Genomic DNA, 16368 nt, shown 5'->3' with positions numbered 1-16368 from the left:
TCCAAGGGCGAAGGGACGAACGGTCATGAGCGACAGCGAACAGCGCAACCGGCCCGGTGCACCCGCGAACGAACCGACGGGCGCACTGTCCGAGCAGGCCAGAAAGGTGTCCGCCACCAAGCGTGGTGGCGGGGACCCGGGCGGACGCGGCCGCACCACGATCGCCGACGGTGTGGTCGAGAAGATCGCCGGCCTCGCGGCCCGGGACGTCGAGGGCGTCCACGCCATGGGCAGCGGTCTGTCCCGTACGTTCGGGGCGGTCAGGGACCGGGTGCCCGGCGGCGGCAAGTCGTCCGTCACCCGGGGCGTGAAGGCCGAGGTGGGCGAGGTGCAGACCGCGCTCGACCTCGAAATCGTCGTGGAGTACGGCGTGCCGATCGCCGAGTTGGCGCGGGACGTCCGCGAGAACGTGATCTCCGCCGTCGAGCGGATGACCGGTCTGGAAGTCGTCGAGGTCAACATCGCGGTCAGTGACGTGAAGCTGCCGGACGACGACGAGGACGAGGAACCGGAGGGCCGGCTCCAGTAGCCCGCCACGATCACGGCCCGCCGCGACCGCGCGGGCCCACAGGGTCGTCATCTCGCGCGGCACGCGCGTCACTTCACACGGATGGGTCACGGCTCATGGAACCGAGGAGTTCAGCATGAGTATGGCGATGGTTGGCCTGTTGGCCGGCATGGCGCTCGGCTTCGCCGGATACTTCGGCGGGTTCGGAGCTTTCCTGCTGGTCGCGGCGCTGGGCGCGATCGGATTCGTGGCGGGCCGCTTCCTGGACGGCGACCTGGAACCGGGCGACTTCTTCCGCTCGCGCGACCGCGGCGACCGGCGGCGCTGACCCATGGCGGTGGCCGAACGGATCGAGCCCGCCGAGCGCGGCTCCACCAGGATCGCCGACCGGGTCGTCGCGAAGATCGCCGCGCAGGCCGCGCGGGAGGCACTTGAGCAGCCCCCTCAAGGGGGCGCCCCGCCGCACGCCGCGGTCACCGTGCACCAGGATTGCGCCCGGGTACGGGTCAGCGTCGAACTGGGCTACCCCAGCGATCTCGGCGGCCAGTGCCGCGCGGTGCGGCGCCAAGTCGCCGAGCGCGTACGGTCGTTGGCAGGGATGGACGTGCCCGAAGTAGCGGTGCAGATCGAGCGTCTGCACACGGACACGACGGCCCGGGGGAGTATTCGATGAGCCACCCCAGCGACGACGAGGGCGCCACCCGGCGCCTGCCGGTGATCGAGCGGGGCGCCCAGCACGGACCCGGATCCGACCGGGCCGCATCGGCCTCCGACCACGACCACGATCACGGCCAAGGCCACGACCACGGCCCCGACCACGACCCCGTGCCCGTGCTCGCCGAGGGCGGCCGGGCAACCCGCTTCTGGTCGGCGCGCCGGATCCCCGCCGGACTGCTGGCCCTGGTGATCCTGGCCGTGTCCGGGCTCTTCCTCTACGACGTCGCCGCCGTGCGCGCCCACCACTCGGCGATGCGCTGGCGGGTACGGTTCGCCGACTGGCTCGCCGCGCACCCGCTCGACGACGTCGCGGTCCTCGCCATCGCGGGCGCAGCCGCGCTGATCGGCCTCTGGCTGATCGCCCTCGCGATCACCCCGGGCCTGCGCGGCGTCCTGACGATGCGCAGCCCGTCGCCCGCCGTGCGGGCCGGGCTCGACCGGGCCGCCGCCGCGCTCGTGCTGCGCGACCGGGCCATGGAAGTGGCCGGTGTCCAGTCCGCGCGGATCCGCGTGGGTCGGCGCCGGGTGACCGTACGCGCCCTGTCGCATTTTCGTGAACTCGACGACGTACGGGCCGACTTGGACGCGGCGCTCGGCGCGGGACTGCGGGAGCTCGGCCTCGCGGGGCCGCCCGCGCTCACCGTGCGGGTCGCCCCTTCGGTACGGAAGGGCTGAGCCATGCTGCGGACGGTCAACCGGGTGGTGCTCGGGCTCGTGGGGCTCGTGCTGTTTCTCGTCGGCGGCGCGGTCCTGGCCGCCGGCTTCGGCCTCGATGTGCCCTCGTGGTGGCCCTGGGGCGGCAAGCACGACGTCCTGGTGAGCAGGTCGCGCCGCGCCCACTGGCACGACCAGGGCTGGTGGTGGCCCGTCGTGATCGCCGTCCTCGCCCTGCTCGTCCTGCTCGCCCTGTGGTGGCTGCTGGCGCAGCTGCGCCGGGCCCGCCTCGCCGAGGTCCTGGTGGACTGCGGCGACGGGCAGGGAGCGCTGCTGCGCGGCCGGGCCCTGGAGGCGGCGCTCGCGGGTGAGGCGGAGACCGTGGAGGGGGTGGCGCGGGCCCAGGCGGTCCTGATGGGCAGGCGGACCACGCCGCGTGCGCGCGTGGCGCTGCTCCTTGAGCCGCACGCCCAGCCGGCCGCCGCGCTCGTCCGCCTGGACGGCCGGGCGCTGGCCCACGCCCGGGACTCGGCGGGGCTCGCGGAGCTGCCCGCCGAGGTCCGGCTGCGGTCGGTCAAACACCGTGCCCGGCGCGTGAGTTGAGGCCAGACACCCCCTGAGCCCGCTCAGAAGCCGTGCCGTGCCCCGCCGTCCACCGGGAGCATGAGGCCCGTCAGATACGACGCGGCGGGCGAGAGCAGGAAGGCGGCCGTACGGCCGAACTCCTCGGGGGCGCCGTAGCGGCGCAGCGGAATTTTCGCCTCGTTGGCCGCGCGGGCCGCCTCCGCGTCCCCCGACAGCTCATCGAGCCGGCGCACCCGGTCGGTGTCGATGCGGGCCGGAAGCAGCCCCACGACGCGGATGCCGCGCGGTCCCAGCTCGTCGGCCAGCGACTTGGCGAACCCGGCGAGACCGGGACGCAGCCCGTTGGAGAGGGTGAGGCCCGGGATCGGCTCGTGCACGGAACCGGACAGCACGAAGCCGATCACCCCGCCCTCGTCCAGCTCGGCGGCGGCCGCGCGCGCGATGCGGACCGCGCCGAGGAACACCGAGTCGAACGCCGACTGCCACTGCTCGTCGGTGTTGTCCGCGACGAAGCCCGGCGGCGGGCCGCCCACGCTGACCAGGACGCCGTCGAAGCGCCCGAAGTGGTCGCGGGCGGCGGCGATGAGCCGGGCGGCCGACGCCGGGTCGGCGTTGTCGCAGACCACCGGGTGCGCGCCGGGGCCCAGTTCGGCGGCGCTCTCCTTCAGCGTCTTCTCGTCGCGGCCGCTGATGACGGCCTTCGCGCCGTCCGCGACGAGCGCGCGGGCGGCGGCGAGGCCGAGACCGCGCGAGGCGCCGGTGACTACGTAGACACGGTCCTTCAGTCCAAGATCCATGCCGCCTATCCTGCCTCGTCGGCGCAGTCCGGCTCCAGCGCGCAGGCGGTGGCGACCAGACCGATGTGGCTGAAGGCCTGCGGGAAGTTGCCGAGCTGGCGGCCGGCGGCCGGGTCGTACTCCTCGGCGAGCAGCCCCACGTCGTTGCGGAGGGTGAGCAGCCGCTCGAACATCTCCCGCGCCTCCTTCTCGCGGCCGATCAGCCGCAGCGCGTCCGCCATCCAGAACGAGCACACCAGGAAGGTGCCCTCGTCGCCCGGCAGTCCGTCCACGTCCGCGGCCGCCTTGTCGGTGCTGTAGCGGCGTACGAAACCGCCCTGGCCGAGCTCGGCCTGGATCGCCTCGACCGTGCCGACCACCCGGGGGTCGTCGGCCGGCAGGAAGCCGACGCGGGGGATGAGCAGGGTCGCCGCGTCCAGCTCGGCGGAGCCGTACGCCTGCGTGAACGTGTTGCGGTCCGGGTCGAAGCCCTTCTCGCAGACCTCCTTGTGCACCGCGTCCCGCATCCGCCGCCAGCGGTCGGCGTCGCCGCGCAGGCTCGGCTCCTCCTCCAGGGTGCGCACCGCGCGGTCCGCCGCCACCCAGGCCATCACCTTGGAGTGGACGAAGTGCCGGCGCGGCCCGCGCACCTCCCACAGGCCCTCGTCCGGCTCGCGCCACCGCTCCTCCAGGAAGCCGAGCAGAGCCAGCTGGATGCTCCAGGCGTGCTCCTCGCTCTTGAGGCCGGCCCGGCGCGCCAGGTACAGGGAGTCGACGACCTCGCCGTACACGTCGAGCTGCAACTGGTTGACGGCCGCGTTGCCGATGCGGACCGGCGCGGACCCGAAGTGCCCTTTGAGCCAAGGCAGTTCACTCTCCGGAAGCCTGCGCTCACCGGCGATCCCGTACATGATCTGAAGGTCGGCCGGGTCGCCCGCGACGGCGCGCAGCAGCCAGTTGCGCCAGTGCGCGGCCTCCTCCAGGTAGCCGGCCGAGAGGAGGGCTTCGAGGGTGAGGGTGGAGTCGCGCAGCCAGCAGTAGCGGTAGTCCCAGTTGCGGACACCGCCGATCTCCTCGGGCAGGGAGGTGGTGGGCGCCGCCACGATGCCGCCGGTGGGGGCGTAGGTGAGCGCCTTCAGGGTGATCAGGGAGCGCACCACGGCGTCCCGGTAGGGCCCCTCGTAGCGGCAGCGCCCGACCCACTGGTGCCAGTCGGCGAGGGACTGCTCCAGGGACTCATAGGGGTCGATGAGGTCGGGGCGCGGCTCGTGCGAGGCGTGCCAGGTCAGGACGAAAGCGACCTTTTCCCCCTCGCCGACCGTGAACGACGAGCGGGTGCTCATGTCCTGGCCCCAGGTCTTGACCTCGGGCTCGCTGCGCAGCCACGCCGAGTCGGGGCCCGCGATCGCGACCCGGTGCCCGTCGGAGCGGCGCATCCAGGGCACCACATGGCCGTGGTCGAAACGCAGCCGCAGCACGGAGCCCATCTCGACGGTGCCGCTGACGCCCTCCACGATGCGTACGACATCGGGGGCCACGTCGCGCTGCGGCATGAAGTCGATGACCTTGACCGTGCCCGTGCCGGTCTCCCAGTAGGTCTCAAGGACGAGTGAGTCGTCCGCGTAGGAGCGCCGGGAACACTGCCCGGTGGGGCCCGCCTCCACGGGGGCGATCCGCCAGTGGCCGTTGTCCTCGTCGCCGAGCAGGGCCGCGAAGCAGGCGGCGGAGTCGAAGCGGGGCAGGCAGAGCCAGTCGACGGATCCGTCGCGGCCGACGAGGGCGGCGGTCTGAAGGTCGCCGATGAGGGCGTAGTCCTCGATGCGCTGTGTACGTTGGGTCACGCCAAGGCGTGTTCCCGGCCAGGCAAATCGCTAAGCAGCCGCGTGCTCGGGCACCTCGGCGGGCGCGGCCTTCGCGGCCTCGCGGTCCTGCTTCTCACGGCGTACGAGGATGAACCAGCCGACCGGGACCGCCGCCGAGAAGAGCCACCACTGGACGGCGTACGCCATGTGGGGGCCGATCGAGCTGTCGTCGGGGGCGGGAATCAGTTCGGGGGAGTCGTTCGGCGGCTCGGGCGCGGTCTGCTCGATGTATCCGCCTAGCACCGGACGGCCCAGCGCCCTGGACTGCTGGGCGCTGCTGATCAGCATGACCTGGCGCGGCGGCAGGCCCTTGACGTCCTTGATGCCGCTGGCCGCCGTCGTCTGGTCGGCCATCAGGCGCCCGGTGATGGTGACCTTGCCGCCGGGCGGCGCGGGGATCCTGGGGAAGTCCATCTGGTTGCCGTTGTCGGCGATCCAGCCCCGGTTGACCAGGACGGTGGGGCCGTCGGTCAGGACGAAGGGGGTGAGCACGTGGTAGCCGACCCGGCCGTCGGCCGCGGTCCTGCGCCGCACGACGACCTCGTGCGCGGTGTCCCAGGTGCCGGTGGCGCTGACCTTGCGCCAGTAGTCCGAGCGCGGGACGGTGTGGCCCGGCGAGGTGAGCTCGCTCACCGGCACGGGCCTGGCCTTCAGGTTGTCGGCGATCAGCGTGTTCTGGGCGACCTTGTGCTCGTGGCGGTGGAGCTGCCAGAAGCCGAGCTCGATCATCGTGGGGATGAGAGCCAGGGCCAGGAGGGTGACGAGCACCCACTGCCGGGACAACAGGAAGCGGTACACCCCATGACCGTACAACTCGGACCATGGGGTGCGCCGGGTGGGGTCGGACGTGGGCGGGTCAGACCTTGTCGACGATGCCCGCCTTTCCCTCCGCGCGGGCGCAGTGGGCCCCGCAGTACCACGCGCCCTCGACCTCGACCCCCTGGCCGATGATCTGGACCCGGCAGTGCTCACAGATGGGCGCCATGCGGTGGATGGCGCAGGAGAAGCAGTCGAAGACGTGCACCGCGCCCTGCGCGTGCACCTCGAAGGACATCCCGTAGTCGTTTCCGCAGACCTCGCAACGTGCCATGCGCCACAGGGTGGAGGGTGACCGGCGCGCGCGGTGGGCGCCGCGCCCGGCACTCACCCGTCTGCCGGTGCCACGTCCCGGAGCAGTTGGGTGAAGGCGGCCTCGTCGATGACCGGCGTGCCGAACGACTTCGCCTTGACCGTCTTGGAGGTGGCCGACTCCGGGTCGTTGGTGACCAGCAGGCTGGTCAGGCGCGAGACGCTGCTCGCCACATGCAGCCCGGCCTCGGTCGCCCGGTCCTCCAGGAGCTCGCGGTCCACCGAGGTGTCCCCGGAGAACGCGACGCGCATGCCCTGCTTCAGCGGCCGGTCCGGCTCGTAACGCCCCGGGTTGGGGTAGGGGCAGGCGGGGCGCTTGCGGGAGGCTCGCCAGGTGCCCGATCCGCCCCGGTATGAGGCCTGGTAGCCGATGCGCGGGGTGGCCGGCGCGTCCGTCCATTCGGTCAGCGGCCGGCATTCGAGCAGCGGCAGGCGCACCCCGCCGGCCGCCGCCGCGTGCAGGCTCGGCCGGAACGCCTCGGCGAGCACCCGCGCGTCGTCCAGCGCGTGGTGGGCGCGCTGCTGCACGACGCCGTAGTGCGCGGCAAGCGACTCCAGCTTGTGGTTGGGCAGCGGGAGCGCGAGCTCCTTGGACAGGGCGATGGTGCACAGCCGCTGCTTGACCGGCGCGGTGCGCTCGGCCCGGGCGTACTCCCGCGCGATCATCTGCCAGTCGAAGATCGCGTTGTGCGCGACCAGGACCCGCCCGTCCAGGCGCGCCGCGAACTCCTCGGCGACGTCGGGGAAGAGCGGGGCGCTGTCGAGCACGTCACGGGTGAGCCCGTGGATCCACACCGGGCCCGGGTCGCGCTCGGGGTTGACCAGCGTGTACCAGTGGTCCTCGACGTTGCCGTGCGCGTCGAGCCGGTAGACGGCAGCCGAGATTATCCGGTCGTCGCGGGCGAGGCCGGTGGTCTCCACGTCGACGACCGCGTACCCCGGTGGGTAGGCGGCCGGCCACGTCGCTGCTGTCGTCAGGTCGTCGAGCATGGTCACAGAGAATACGGGTCCGCACTGACAGCGCGGGCCGGGGACGGGGGCGGACCGGGCCGTAAGGGGCCGCCTTTTTCGACTCGTGCGCCTCAACTCGGCCCACGAGCAGGAGATATGCGCCCTCGCGGATCGAGTCTGCGGATCGAGTGCGTGGCCCGAGTCTGTGGCCCGAGTTCGCGGCCGGAGTTCGCGGCCGAGTCCGTGGATCGCGCCCGCGGACCGAGTTCGGTGACCGGAGTTCAGCCGCCGTCCTTCCGGCCGGCCGCGAGCAGGCCGTCCACCAGGGCCCGTACGGAGGTGAGGAACAGCCGCTCCTCGTCCAGTGGACCCGCGAGGGCACGGGCCAGGGCTGGGTCCTGACCGTCCTGAACGGCCTGACCGTTCTTTCCGGCCCGCCCGCCCTTCGTGGCCGTCGCCGCGTGCCACAGGTCCTCCTGGGCCGGACGCTGGACCGGGGCGCGCTCGCGGTTGCGCTCGACCAGGACGTACCCCACCACCAGGAACTGCACCGCCCGCACCGCCCGGGCCGCCCGGGCCCCGCGCAGCCCCGCCGCGTGCAGCTCGCGGGCCAGGGCCTGCTGCGCGGGCAGGAACATCCGGTCGGTCAGGCCGCGTTCGTGGACCAGCGCGATCAGGTGCGGGCGCGCGCGCAGCTCACGGCGCAGAGCGCGCGCCACCGACACCACGCGCGCGGCCGGCGTGCGCCCGCGCGGGGTGATCTCGCCCAGCTCCTCGACGGTCCGCTCCACCAGCGCGTCGAGCAGCGACTCGCGGTTGCCGACGTGCCAGTAGATGGAGGTGACCGCCGTGCCGAGTTCCGCGGCGAGCCCGCGCATGGTGAGCGCGGCCGGCCCGTGCCGCCTGACCAGGGACCCCGCCGCCACCAGGATCTCCTCCCGGGTGAGCGAAGTGCGCGCCATATCTGATGCTCCCTCAATTCCCTTACCGCCAAGGCCCTTTACCCTTCATCGGCATCGGTGTAACTGTGTTACAGACCCGGCGGAGAACAGCCCGAGAAGGGTGGTACGACATGGCACGCGTACGGTACGGGGCACGCACCGAGGCCGAGATCAAGGCCGCGCGCACCGCGAGTTCCCAGCTCCCCGACATCTGGTCGACCGGCGTGGTGGCGCTCTGGGAGAGCGACCCCGACGCGGTCGCGGCGGTGCTCCCGCCGCCGCTGAAGCCCGCCGCGCGCCCGCTGGTGCGGGCCGCCATCAGCAAGGTCGACCTCCCCGGCTATCCGCTCGGCGCGGGCTCGGTGGCCGTCGCCGCCGTGCACGACGGGCTGGAGGGCTGGTATCCGCTGGTCATGCCGATGACCCACGAACGGGCCCTGACCGGCGGACGCGAGGTGTTCGGCGAGCCGAAGAAGCTCGGCGAGGTGAGCGTCGAGCGCGAGGGCCTGGTCGTACGGGCCGCGCTCGCCCGGCACGGCATCGCGTTCGTGGAGGTGCGCGGCGCGGTGGACGGCCGGCTTCCCCTGCCGGAGCCGGCCCGCAGGACCGACTTCTACTTCAAGTTCCTGCCGGCCGTCAACGGCGAGGGCTTCGACGCGGGCCCCGTCCTCGTCCACTGCGTACGCGAGGAGAAGGTGCGCGAGCTGGAGAGGATCACCGGCGATGTGGTGCTGCGCGAATCGATGTACGACCCCGTCGCCGATCTGCCGGTGCGGCGCGTCGTGGAGATCACCATCGGCGAGAAGACCACCGACCAGCGGGGCACGGTCGTCGAACAGGTAGACGCCGAGGCCCTGTTGCCTTACATCCACCAGCGCTATGACGACTCCCGGCAGATCCTGGACGGGCCGCCCGAAGGGAGCGTCTGAGCATGGAGCTGAGGCAGGGGCAGGTCGCCGTCGTCACCGGCGCCGCGAGCGGGATCGGGCTCGCGATGGCCCGGCGGTTCGCCGCCGAAGGTCTGAAGGTCGTCCTCGCCGACGTCGAGGAGGGCGCCCTGGAGAAGGCGGCGGGACAGCTGCGCGAGGAGGGGGCGCGGGTGCTCGCCCACCGCGTCGACGTCAGCGAGCGGGACGCCGTCGTGGCGCTCGCCGACGCCGCCTACGAGGCATTCGGCGCCGTGCACGTGCTGTGCAACAACGCCGGGGTCGGCTCCGGCGCCGAGGGCCGCATGTGGGAGCACGAGGTCAACGACTGGAAGTGGGCCTTCGCGGTCAACGTGTGGGGCGTCTTCCACGGCATCCAGGCCTTCGTGCCCCGCATGATCGCCGGCGGCGAGCCGGGCCGGATCGTCAACACCTCCTCCAGCGACGGCGGCATCGCCCCGCTGCCGACCGCCTCGGTGTACGCCATCACCAAGTCGGCGGTGGTCACGATGACGGAGTCCCTGTACGCCCATCTCAAGGCGGAGGGCGTCCCGATCGGCGCCTCGGTCCTCTTCCCCGGCCCGCACATGCTGCGCACCGGCCTGTGGGAGTCGCACCGCAACCGGCCCGAGCGGTACGCCAAGCAGCGCCCGCGCAAGACGCCCTACCGCAGCCTCGGCCAGTGGGAGGCCGCCATGAAGGCGGCCGGCCAGGAGATCGAGTTCACCCCGGTGGAGGCCGTGGCCGACGAGGTCGTCGAGGGGATCCGCGCCGACCGGTTCTGGATGCTCCCGGCGAGCGAGCACAGCGACCGGCAGATCAGGGCCCGTTCGCAGGCGATGCTCGACCGGGCGGACCCGGCGTACCTGGAAAGCTTCATTCTGGACTGACGAGGGACGTGCGATGACAGCACAGCACGAACAGCACGAGCCGTACCTGATCATTTCCTCCGACTGCCACGCCGGGCTCCCCACCGAGGAGTACCGGCCCTATCTGGACGCCCGCCTCCACCGGGAGTTCGACGAGTTCCTGGCCGGGCAGGCAAGGCGCCGCGAGGAGATGACCCGGCTCGGCGTCCGCAACGAGGCCTTCGCGGACCGCTGGTTCAGGGACAATGAGGAGGGCCTGCGCGGGGGCTGGGACCCGGGACGCCGGATCAAGGAACTCGACGGGGACGGCGTGGCCGCCGAAGTGGTCTTCCCCGACGCGGACGCCGTCGACAGCCGCACCGCCGCGCCCTTCGGCGTGGGCCTCGGCCTCTCCGGCGACCAGGACCCCGACCTCGGCATGGGCGGCGCCCAGGCGCACAACCGCTGGCTCGCCGAGTTCGTCGCCCACCACCCCGAACGGCACCGCGGGGTCGCCCTGCTGCCCGTCACCGGCGAGGTCGACCGGGTCGTCGCCGAGATCCACCGGGCCAAGGAGTCCGGGCTCGGCGCGCTGATGATCCCCGCCATGTGGGTGGACAAGGCGCCCTACCACGACCGGCGTTACGACCCGGTGTGGGCGGCGGCCGCCGAGACCGGCATGCCGCTGGTGACCCACTCGGGCGCGGCCCCGCGCCACGAGTACGGCGACCACCTCGGGATCTACGTCTCCGAGGTGACCTGGTGGCCCGCGCGGCCGCTGTGGTTCCTGCTCTGGTCCGGTGTCTTCGAGCGCCACCCCGGGCTCCGGTTCGGGGTGGCGGAGTCGGGCTGCTGGTGGCTGCCCAACCTGCTGTGGTTCATGGACCGCCTCTACCTCGGCGCGCACGGCGGCAAGAAGCTGTCGCCGTTCGCCGAGCTGAAGCGCCCGCCGAGCGAATACCTCGACCGGCAGATCTTCATCTGCGCCACCAACACCAAACGCCGCGAGCTGGCCCAGCGCTACGAGATCGGCGTGGACAACATCCTGTGGGGCTCCGACTTCCCGCACCCCGAGGGCACCTGGCCCCGCACCCGGGAGTGGCTGCGCACGACCTTCCACGACATCCCCGTGGCGGAGACCCGCCGGATGCTCGGGCTCGCCGCGGCGGAGGTCTTCGGCTTCGACACCGCGAAGCTGGCGCCGATCGCCCGCCGGATCGGGCCGACCCCGGCCGAACTGGGCCAGAGCGAGGACCAAGTGGCCGTCGAGGCGTCCTGGGCGCGCTCGCGCGAGGCGGGCCGCCACTGGCTGACCGGACAGGACTTTCCCGCCCTGGGGGTGGACCGATGAGCGAGCGCTACACCGTCATCTCGGCGGACTGCCACGCCGGAGCCGACCTCCTGGACTACCGGCCCTACCTGGAGACGAAGTACCACGACGCCTTCGACGCGTGGGCGGCCACCTATGTCAATCCGTACGAGGACCTGCTGGCCGACACGGCCGACCGCAACTGGAACTCGGCGCGCCGTCTGGCCGAGCTCGAAGCGGACGGCATCGTCGCGGAGGTCGTCTTCCCCAACACGATCCCGCCGTTCTTCCCCTCCGCCTCCCTCATGGCGCCCGCGCCCACCCGCGAGGAGTACGAACAGCGCTGGGCCGGGCTGCGCGCCCACAACCGCTGGCTCGCGGACTTCTGCGCCGAGGCGCCGGGGCGCAGGGCGGGCGTCGCGCAAATCCTGCTCAACGACGTGGACGAGGCGGTGCGCGAGATCAGGCGGACCAAGGAGGCGGGCCTGACCGGCGGCGTCCTGCTGCCGGGCGCCCCGCCCGGTTCGGGGGTGCCCGAGCTCTACTCGGACGCCTACGACCCGATCTGGGCCGTCTGCGCGGACCTCGGCGTGCCGGTCAACCACCACGGCGGGTCCGCGTCGCCGCCGCTGGGCCAGGAGCCGGCGGCGCGGGCCGTGTTCATGGTGGAGACCACCTGGTTCTCGCACCGGGCGCTGTGGCACCTGGTCTTCGGCGGCGCCTTCCACCGCCACCCCGGCCTCAACCTCGTGCTCACCGAGCAGGGTTCGGGCTGGATCCCCGGCGTGCTCGACATGCTGGACTACTACCACGACCGGCTCGTCGCGGTGACGAAGGCCGCCACGGCGGAGTCCAAGTTCGGGGCCGGGCTCGCCGGTTCCCTGGGCAAGGGCCCCTCCCAGGTGTGGCGCGACAACTGCTTCGTGGGCGCGAGCTTCATGCGGCCGCACGAGGTGCCGCTGCGGGACCGGATCGGCCTCGACAAGATCATGTGGGGCAGCGACTATCCGCACGACGAGGGCACCACGCCTTTCTCCCGCGAGGGCCTGCGGATCGCCTACGCGGGTCTGCCGCAGGCGGATGTCGCGGCGATGACCGGGGGCAACGTGGCCCGCGTCTACGGCTTCGACCTCCCCTTCCTCGACGAGATCGCGGCCCGGGTCGGCCCCACGGTGGCGGAGATCGCCGAGCCCCTGAAGGAGATACCGGCCGAGGCGACGAGCCCCGCGTTCGCGCTCGGTGGGTCGGTGCGCGTGTGGTGAGGGGGCGGGTGAGACCCTGCCCCGCATGAGCAGTTCACCCGCCCCGCACGACGAGGCGCACAACGGGGCGCTCGGCTCCCGGCTCAACTGGCTGCGCGCCGCGGTCCTCGGCGCCAACGACGGCATCGTCTCCACCGCCGGTCTCGTCGTCGGCGTGGCCGGCGCCACGGACGACCGCTCGGCCCTGCTGACGGCGGGCCTGGCGGGACTGCTCGCCGGTTCCATGTCCATGGCGGCCGGCGAGTACGTCTCCGTCTCCACCCAGCGCGACTCCGAGAAGGCCGCGCTGGCGATGGAGCGGCGCGAGCTGAAGGAGTCGCCCGAGGCCGAACTCGCCGAGCTGACCGGCCTGTTGGCGGAGCGGGGCCTGAGCGAGGAGGTGGCCCGCGAGGCGGCGCTCCAGCTCACCGAACGCGACGCGCTGCGCGCCCACGCCAGGGTCGAACTCGGCATCGACCCCGATGAACTCACCAACCCCTGGCACGCGGCCTTGGCCAGCTTCCTCGCCTTCACGGCGGGCGCGCTGCTCCCCCTCCTCGCGATCGTGCTGCCCCCCTCATCGGTCCGCCTGTACGTGACGGTCACCTCCGTCCTGGCCGCGCTCGCCCTCACCGGCTGGTGGAGCGCCCGCCTGGGCGCGGCCCCGGCGAACCGCGCGGTCCTGCGGAACGTGAGCGGGGGTGCGGTGGCGATGGGGGTCACCTACGCGGCGGGGGTGTTGTTGGGGGCGGTGGGGGTGTAGGAGGTCCGTCCAGGCGTCGGCGGGGAATGAATTCGGCGCCCCGCGTCTTCGTGCGCCGGCAGTGGATGGTGAGCTGGTGCAGCTGGGCGAGTGCGCTGAGATCGATCTCGCCGGTGCACTCGTAGAACGTGACGTGGCGCAGGGCCGGGAGTTCCCGCAGGGCGCCGAGGCCTGACATCAGGTGGCACGTGCTGAGGTGGAGGCTTTCCAGACCGGCGTGCCGTGCCAGGGTCCTCAGGTCGAGCGCGGGGTGGTCGACGATCTGTAGGTGGCGCAGCTCGCGGGGGACGGACACGCGTGTCAGATCCTTAGCCTGGGCCGCCCCGGTGATGGTCAGTGTGCGCAGGCCGGGCCAGCGGTCCAGGCCGTCCAGAGCGATGTCCTGGGTGGGCCAGTGCAGATGGAGATGGACCACCCCGTCCGGGACCGGCAGGTCGGCGAGGCTGCGCGCGGATTGGGGCGTGCCCAGCGTCAGGGTTTCCAGTCGACCGAGGCCGCAGAGCGGCCGCAACGAGAGTCCGGGACGCAGGCGGAAGAGCGACAGGGCCTGGAGGCCGGGCAGTTCCGCGATCGCTTCCAGGTCCCGGAGCGCTGAACAGCCTTGGAGTTCGAGCCGTTTCAGGCCGGGCAGGCGGCCCAGCGGAGCCAGGTCCTCCACGACGTCGTTCGAAACGAGACACAAGGCGGTCAGATGCGGATGGGTGAGAAGGGGTTCCGTCAGAAGGTGCCCGCCCTCAAGGAGGATGAGCTTCCTATGGTGCAGCCGCCGGAGCTGGACCAGCTGCTCCGGGGTCCGCACCGTGAGGTAGGTGGCATTCCACTCCGAAGCCGGTTGAAGTACCTCCGTCACGTACTCCGACGCGTCGAAGTTCGCCCAGGCCGTGGACAGCCGAGCCCGCACCGTCACGCGCTCATCGGCCCGGAACCGCCTGATCACCCCCAGCGCCGCATCCCCGCCCACCAGTCCGGCCGTCCGCACGACAGCGGCCGCCTCGCTCTCGGTGAGTCCGTCCGGCCCGGGCAGCAGCTCAAGGACCAGCGGCCCCACCTTGGCCAGGGCCTCCGCCTCGTCCCACGTACGCGGGGGCATCAGTTCGCGGGCCCGGGCCTCCACGTCCGCCCGCACCGCCGGGTCCAGCTCGGGCGCGTGCTCCAGAGCGGCGGCAGCAAGGAGCACGAGCCGGTGCCGCAGGCGCGGCGCGTGGTCGGCGCGGCGGAGCAACTGCCGTAGCAGACGGGCCCGTTCGTCGACCCGCGCGTGGCCCACCGCCATCCGCACCACGTCGTCCCACGTGTCGTCGTGCGCGTTGCGCACGAGCACGCCGAAGTCCCGGTCCTCCACGGCCGCCTTGGCACCCAGGTAGTCCTGGAAGGTGCGGTGCACGAACCCGACCGAGCCCGGCACCGGCTCGCGCAGCAGCCCGTTGCGGATGAGGAGGTGGGCGAAGACCTGCTCGGGATCGCCATTGACCTGCGGCATCGCGCCGAGCCAGTCCGCGAGCATCCCGGCCGCCTCGTCCCGGTCCGCCTCCGCGAGCCCGTTGCGGATCAGCCAGTACGCGAGCCGCTGGAGCAGGGCCGTCTGCTCATCGCGGGTGAGGGTGACGCCCTCGACGCCGGTGATCTCCCGCTCCGTGTCGCGGCGTACGAGCAGCATGTCGAGTGCCGCGTCGTACAACTCCTTTCGCGCGCGCGGGAGTTGCATCCGGCGGTCCCGGTTCAGGGCGCACAGGAGCGCGCACATCAACGGGTTGGTGGCGAGCCGCCCCAGGTCGCGGCGTGAGGCCACCGCCGTGAGCAGCGACGCCTCGTACGCGTCCAGGCACTCCCGCTCCTCGGGCGCCGCGCAGGCGAGCCGCGCCGAGTCGTGCCAGTGCGCCACGAACGCGCGCACGTCCTGCCGTTCCATCGGCAGCAGCGAGTGCGCCACGAAGCCCCGGCCGGCGAGCCAGTCCTCCGGAACCGCCGACGGCCGGGTCGTCACCACGTACCGGGCCCTCGGGAACCCGGTGACCAGGGACTTCAGCCAGGCCTCCGTACGGGCCCGCAGTCGCAGCGGCACCTCGTCCACGCCGTCCACGAGGACCAGCGCCCGGCCTTCGGACAGGAGGGATTCGGTCCAGCCGGGCGGGAGAGCGAACGGCACCCCGGCCGACCGCAGGAAGTCCTCCGGCATCGGCAGCGACTCGGCCGTGGTGAACGCCCGCAGGCGGAGCAGGAAGGGAACGCACCTGTTCCAGTCGGCCAGTTCGGGGCCGAAGGTCCGGCGGGCGGAGTTCAGCGCCAGCCACTGGATCAGCGTGGATTTGCCCGAGCCCGCCGCGCCGCGCAGGAGCAGCCGGTCGGTGCCGGCCAGCGCCCGCTCCACGCTCACCGTGGCGGCCCCGGTGTCGGGCAGCCCCATGGCTTGGCGGGGCTCACCGGTCACCGCGAGGCTGATGTACGCCGTGTCGAGCGGCCATTCGCTCGCGGAGCGCCCGAGGGTGAGGCCGAACAGTTCGAGTCGGCCGTGTGCCTGGGCCACGTACCGCGCGTACTTCTCCTCGAAGGACAGGGCGGCCGCCTCGGGGCGCGGGCCCACCCGGTCGCGTACGTCCTCGATCAGCTTTCGTGCCGAGTCCGCCGCCCTCGTCTGCTCGACCGCCGCCCGCGCCGGGAACGAGGGGTGCGCGGTGAGCTGTTCCATGACGTGCGCGCAGCACAGGGCAAGAAGCTCCTCGTACAAGGCCTCGCCCGGGCCGGGGTGCGGGCGGCGCAGCTCGTTGGCGAGGCGGTCAGGGGCGAGGTCCAGGGCGAAGAGGCGGTCCGGTACGAGGGGGCCCGCCGCCGCGAAGGAGTCCCGTACCGCGTCCACGGCCGCCGTCCGCTCGTGCTCGGGCAGCGAGGCATGCGCCTCCTTCAGGCGCCGCCCCAATACCCCGGCCAGGCGGTCCGGCGAGGCGGGCCTCGGCAGCGGACGCAGCGGCCGCGTCACCAGGCCCGCGCCCGGCCGGGGGGCCAGGAACGACTTCGCGACCGTCGAGACCACCGTGCTCGCGAGACGTGTGATGACAACTTCCATACCTGGCACGGCAGTTGCCTCCCCCTGAGCGCACCGGTGCCGGCGATCGTACGCCCGGACGCGGGCCGGGGTTGGTGGAAGTCGCCAAAGGCTGCTGA

At 72.6% G+C, this 16368-nt stretch carries 17 protein-coding genes; 10 read left to right on the top strand and 7 right to left on the bottom strand.

Annotated elements, in window-relative coordinates; genetic code table 11:
- Nucleotides 1-25: 25 nt before the first annotated feature.
- The 5 genes from ACFYM2_RS16570 to amaP all read left to right on the top strand — a co-directional run bounded on the left by ACFYM2_RS16570 (nucleotide 26) and on the right by amaP (nucleotide 2482).
- Nucleotides 26-529 carry an Asp23/Gls24 family envelope stress response protein gene (locus ACFYM2_RS16570; RefSeq protein ID WP_350229633.1) on the top strand — a complete coding sequence of 168 codons (504 nt, stop codon included), beginning with the start codon at nucleotides 26-28 and terminating at the stop codon, nucleotides 527-529.
- Nucleotides 530-644: 115 nt separating this feature from the next.
- The gene (locus ACFYM2_RS16565; protein WP_350229632.1) at nucleotides 645-836 is read left to right on the top strand and encodes a hypothetical protein; all 192 of its coding nucleotides are present in this window, start codon (nucleotides 645-647) and stop codon (nucleotides 834-836) included.
- 3 nt (nucleotides 837-839) lie between these two features.
- Complete coding sequence (locus ACFYM2_RS16560; protein ID WP_388836823.1) at nucleotides 840-1181, top strand: hypothetical protein; 342 nt, start codon at nucleotides 840-842, stop codon at nucleotides 1179-1181.
- Nucleotides 1178-1900 carry a DUF6286 domain-containing protein gene (locus tag ACFYM2_RS16555; protein ID WP_388836820.1) on the top strand — a complete coding sequence of 241 codons (723 nt, stop codon included), beginning with the start codon at nucleotides 1178-1180 and terminating at the stop codon, nucleotides 1898-1900. The genes ACFYM2_RS16560 and ACFYM2_RS16555 overlap by 4 nt, the downstream gene beginning before the upstream one ends.
- Before the next feature lie 3 nt (nucleotides 1901-1903).
- Nucleotides 1904-2482: an alkaline shock response membrane anchor protein AmaP gene (amaP, locus tag ACFYM2_RS16550; RefSeq protein ID WP_388457427.1), complete on the top strand. Its 579-nt coding sequence runs from the start codon at nucleotides 1904-1906 to the stop codon at nucleotides 2480-2482.
- A gap of 23 nt (nucleotides 2483-2505) precedes the next feature.
- Here amaP and ACFYM2_RS16545 read toward each other — a convergent pair whose 3' ends face one another.
- From ACFYM2_RS16545 to ACFYM2_RS16520, 6 genes are all read right to left on the bottom strand, one after another.
- The gene (locus ACFYM2_RS16545) at nucleotides 2506-3261 is read right to left on the bottom strand and encodes an SDR family oxidoreductase (protein ID WP_388836817.1); all 756 of its coding nucleotides are present in this window, start codon (nucleotides 3259-3261) and stop codon (nucleotides 2506-2508) included.
- A gap of 5 nt (nucleotides 3262-3266) precedes the next feature.
- Nucleotides 3267-5081 (bottom strand): glycoside hydrolase family 15 protein, encoded by a 1815-nt coding sequence (locus ACFYM2_RS16540; protein WP_388836814.1) that lies wholly within the window; start codon nucleotides 5079-5081, stop codon nucleotides 3267-3269.
- 30 nt (nucleotides 5082-5111) lie between these two features.
- The gene (locus tag ACFYM2_RS16535; protein WP_359003269.1) at nucleotides 5112-5900 is read right to left on the bottom strand and encodes an SURF1 family protein; all 789 of its coding nucleotides are present in this window, start codon (nucleotides 5898-5900) and stop codon (nucleotides 5112-5114) included.
- A 58-nt stretch (nucleotides 5901-5958) separates the two neighbouring features.
- Nucleotides 5959-6192: a hypothetical protein gene (locus ACFYM2_RS16530; RefSeq protein ID WP_114036065.1), complete on the bottom strand. Its 234-nt coding sequence runs from the start codon at nucleotides 6190-6192 to the stop codon at nucleotides 5959-5961.
- A gap of 53 nt (nucleotides 6193-6245) precedes the next feature.
- Nucleotides 6246-7226: a DEDDh family exonuclease gene (locus ACFYM2_RS16525; protein ID WP_359003271.1), complete on the bottom strand. Its 981-nt coding sequence runs from the start codon at nucleotides 7224-7226 to the stop codon at nucleotides 6246-6248.
- Nucleotides 7227-7462: 236 nt separating this feature from the next.
- Nucleotides 7463-8143 carry a TetR/AcrR family transcriptional regulator gene (locus ACFYM2_RS16520; protein WP_388836812.1) on the bottom strand — a complete coding sequence of 227 codons (681 nt, stop codon included), beginning with the start codon at nucleotides 8141-8143 and terminating at the stop codon, nucleotides 7463-7465.
- A gap of 110 nt (nucleotides 8144-8253) precedes the next feature.
- Between ACFYM2_RS16520 and ACFYM2_RS16515 the strand changes: the two genes are divergently transcribed.
- From ACFYM2_RS16515 to ACFYM2_RS16495, 5 genes are read left to right on the top strand one after another with little or no spacing between them, the layout of a single operon-like run.
- The gene (locus tag ACFYM2_RS16515) at nucleotides 8254-9051 is read left to right on the top strand and encodes an acetoacetate decarboxylase family protein (protein ID WP_359003275.1); all 798 of its coding nucleotides are present in this window, start codon (nucleotides 8254-8256) and stop codon (nucleotides 9049-9051) included.
- A 2-nt stretch (nucleotides 9052-9053) separates the two neighbouring features.
- A complete protein-coding gene (locus tag ACFYM2_RS16510; RefSeq protein ID WP_359003277.1) occupies nucleotides 9054-9938 on the top strand; it encodes an SDR family NAD(P)-dependent oxidoreductase in 885 nt (294 codons plus the stop codon).
- Nucleotides 9939-9951: 13 nt separating this feature from the next.
- Nucleotides 9952-11247, top strand: coding sequence for an amidohydrolase family protein (locus tag ACFYM2_RS16505; RefSeq protein WP_388836808.1), 1296 nt, complete (start codon nucleotides 9952-9954; stop codon nucleotides 11245-11247).
- Nucleotides 11244-12467, top strand: a complete 1224-nt coding sequence (locus tag ACFYM2_RS16500) for an amidohydrolase family protein (protein WP_388836805.1) — start codon at nucleotides 11244-11246, stop codon at nucleotides 12465-12467. The genes ACFYM2_RS16505 and ACFYM2_RS16500 overlap by 4 nt, the downstream gene beginning before the upstream one ends.
- Nucleotides 12468-12492: 25 nt before the next feature.
- The gene (locus ACFYM2_RS16495; RefSeq protein ID WP_388457437.1) at nucleotides 12493-13209 is read left to right on the top strand and encodes a VIT family protein; all 717 of its coding nucleotides are present in this window, start codon (nucleotides 12493-12495) and stop codon (nucleotides 13207-13209) included.
- Here ACFYM2_RS16495 and ACFYM2_RS16490 read toward each other — a convergent pair.
- Nucleotides 13166-16270 (bottom strand): NACHT domain-containing protein, encoded by a 3105-nt coding sequence (locus tag ACFYM2_RS16490; protein WP_388836802.1) that lies wholly within the window; start codon nucleotides 16268-16270, stop codon nucleotides 13166-13168. The two genes, ACFYM2_RS16495 and ACFYM2_RS16490, sit on opposite strands and share 44 nt — an antisense overlap.
- Between the last annotated feature and the right edge of the window lie 98 nt (nucleotides 16271-16368).

The sequence above is a fragment of the Streptomyces sp. NPDC006711 genome, assembly GCF_042869775.1.
GTDB lineage: Bacteria > Actinomycetota > Actinomycetes > Streptomycetales > Streptomycetaceae > Streptomyces.
The sequence above is the reverse complement of the archived record's forward strand: the minus strand, read 5'-3'. Positions and strand labels throughout refer to the sequence as shown.

Bases quoted from the DNA above. Each gene is read 5' to 3' on its own strand.
- ACFYM2_RS16490 (WP_388836802.1), bottom strand. From the start codon at position 16,270: ATGGAAGTTGTCATCACACGTCTCGCGAGCACGGTGGTCTCGACGGTC.
- ACFYM2_RS16560 (WP_388836823.1), top strand. From the start codon at position 840: ATGGCGGTGGCCGAACGGATCGAGCCCGCCGAGCGCGGCTCCACCAGG.
- ACFYM2_RS16500 (WP_388836805.1), top strand. From the start codon at position 11,244: ATGAGCGAGCGCTACACCGTCATCTCGGCGGACTGCCACGCCGGAGCC.
- ACFYM2_RS16545 (WP_388836817.1), bottom strand. From the start codon at position 3,261: ATGGATCTTGGACTGAAGGACCGTGTCTACGTAGTCACCGGCGCCTCG.
- ACFYM2_RS16495 (WP_388457437.1), top strand. From the start codon at position 12,493: ATGAGCAGTTCACCCGCCCCGCACGACGAGGCGCACAACGGGGCGCTC.
- ACFYM2_RS16555 (WP_388836820.1), top strand. From the start codon at position 1,178: ATGAGCCACCCCAGCGACGACGAGGGCGCCACCCGGCGCCTGCCGGTG.
- ACFYM2_RS16520 (WP_388836812.1), bottom strand. From the start codon at position 8,143: ATGGCGCGCACTTCGCTCACCCGGGAGGAGATCCTGGTGGCGGCGGGG.
- ACFYM2_RS16570 (WP_350229633.1), top strand. From the start codon at position 26: ATGAGCGACAGCGAACAGCGCAACCGGCCCGGTGCACCCGCGAACGAA.
- ACFYM2_RS16515 (WP_359003275.1), top strand. From the start codon at position 8,254: ATGGCACGCGTACGGTACGGGGCACGCACCGAGGCCGAGATCAAGGCC.
- ACFYM2_RS16530 (WP_114036065.1), bottom strand. From the start codon at position 6,192: ATGGCACGTTGCGAGGTCTGCGGAAACGACTACGGGATGTCCTTCGAG.
- ACFYM2_RS16565 (WP_350229632.1), top strand. From the start codon at position 645: ATGAGTATGGCGATGGTTGGCCTGTTGGCCGGCATGGCGCTCGGCTTC.
- ACFYM2_RS16510 (WP_359003277.1), top strand. From the start codon at position 9,054: ATGGAGCTGAGGCAGGGGCAGGTCGCCGTCGTCACCGGCGCCGCGAGC.
- amaP (WP_388457427.1), top strand. From the start codon at position 1,904: ATGCTGCGGACGGTCAACCGGGTGGTGCTCGGGCTCGTGGGGCTCGTG.
- ACFYM2_RS16505 (WP_388836808.1), top strand. From the start codon at position 9,952: ATGACAGCACAGCACGAACAGCACGAGCCGTACCTGATCATTTCCTCC.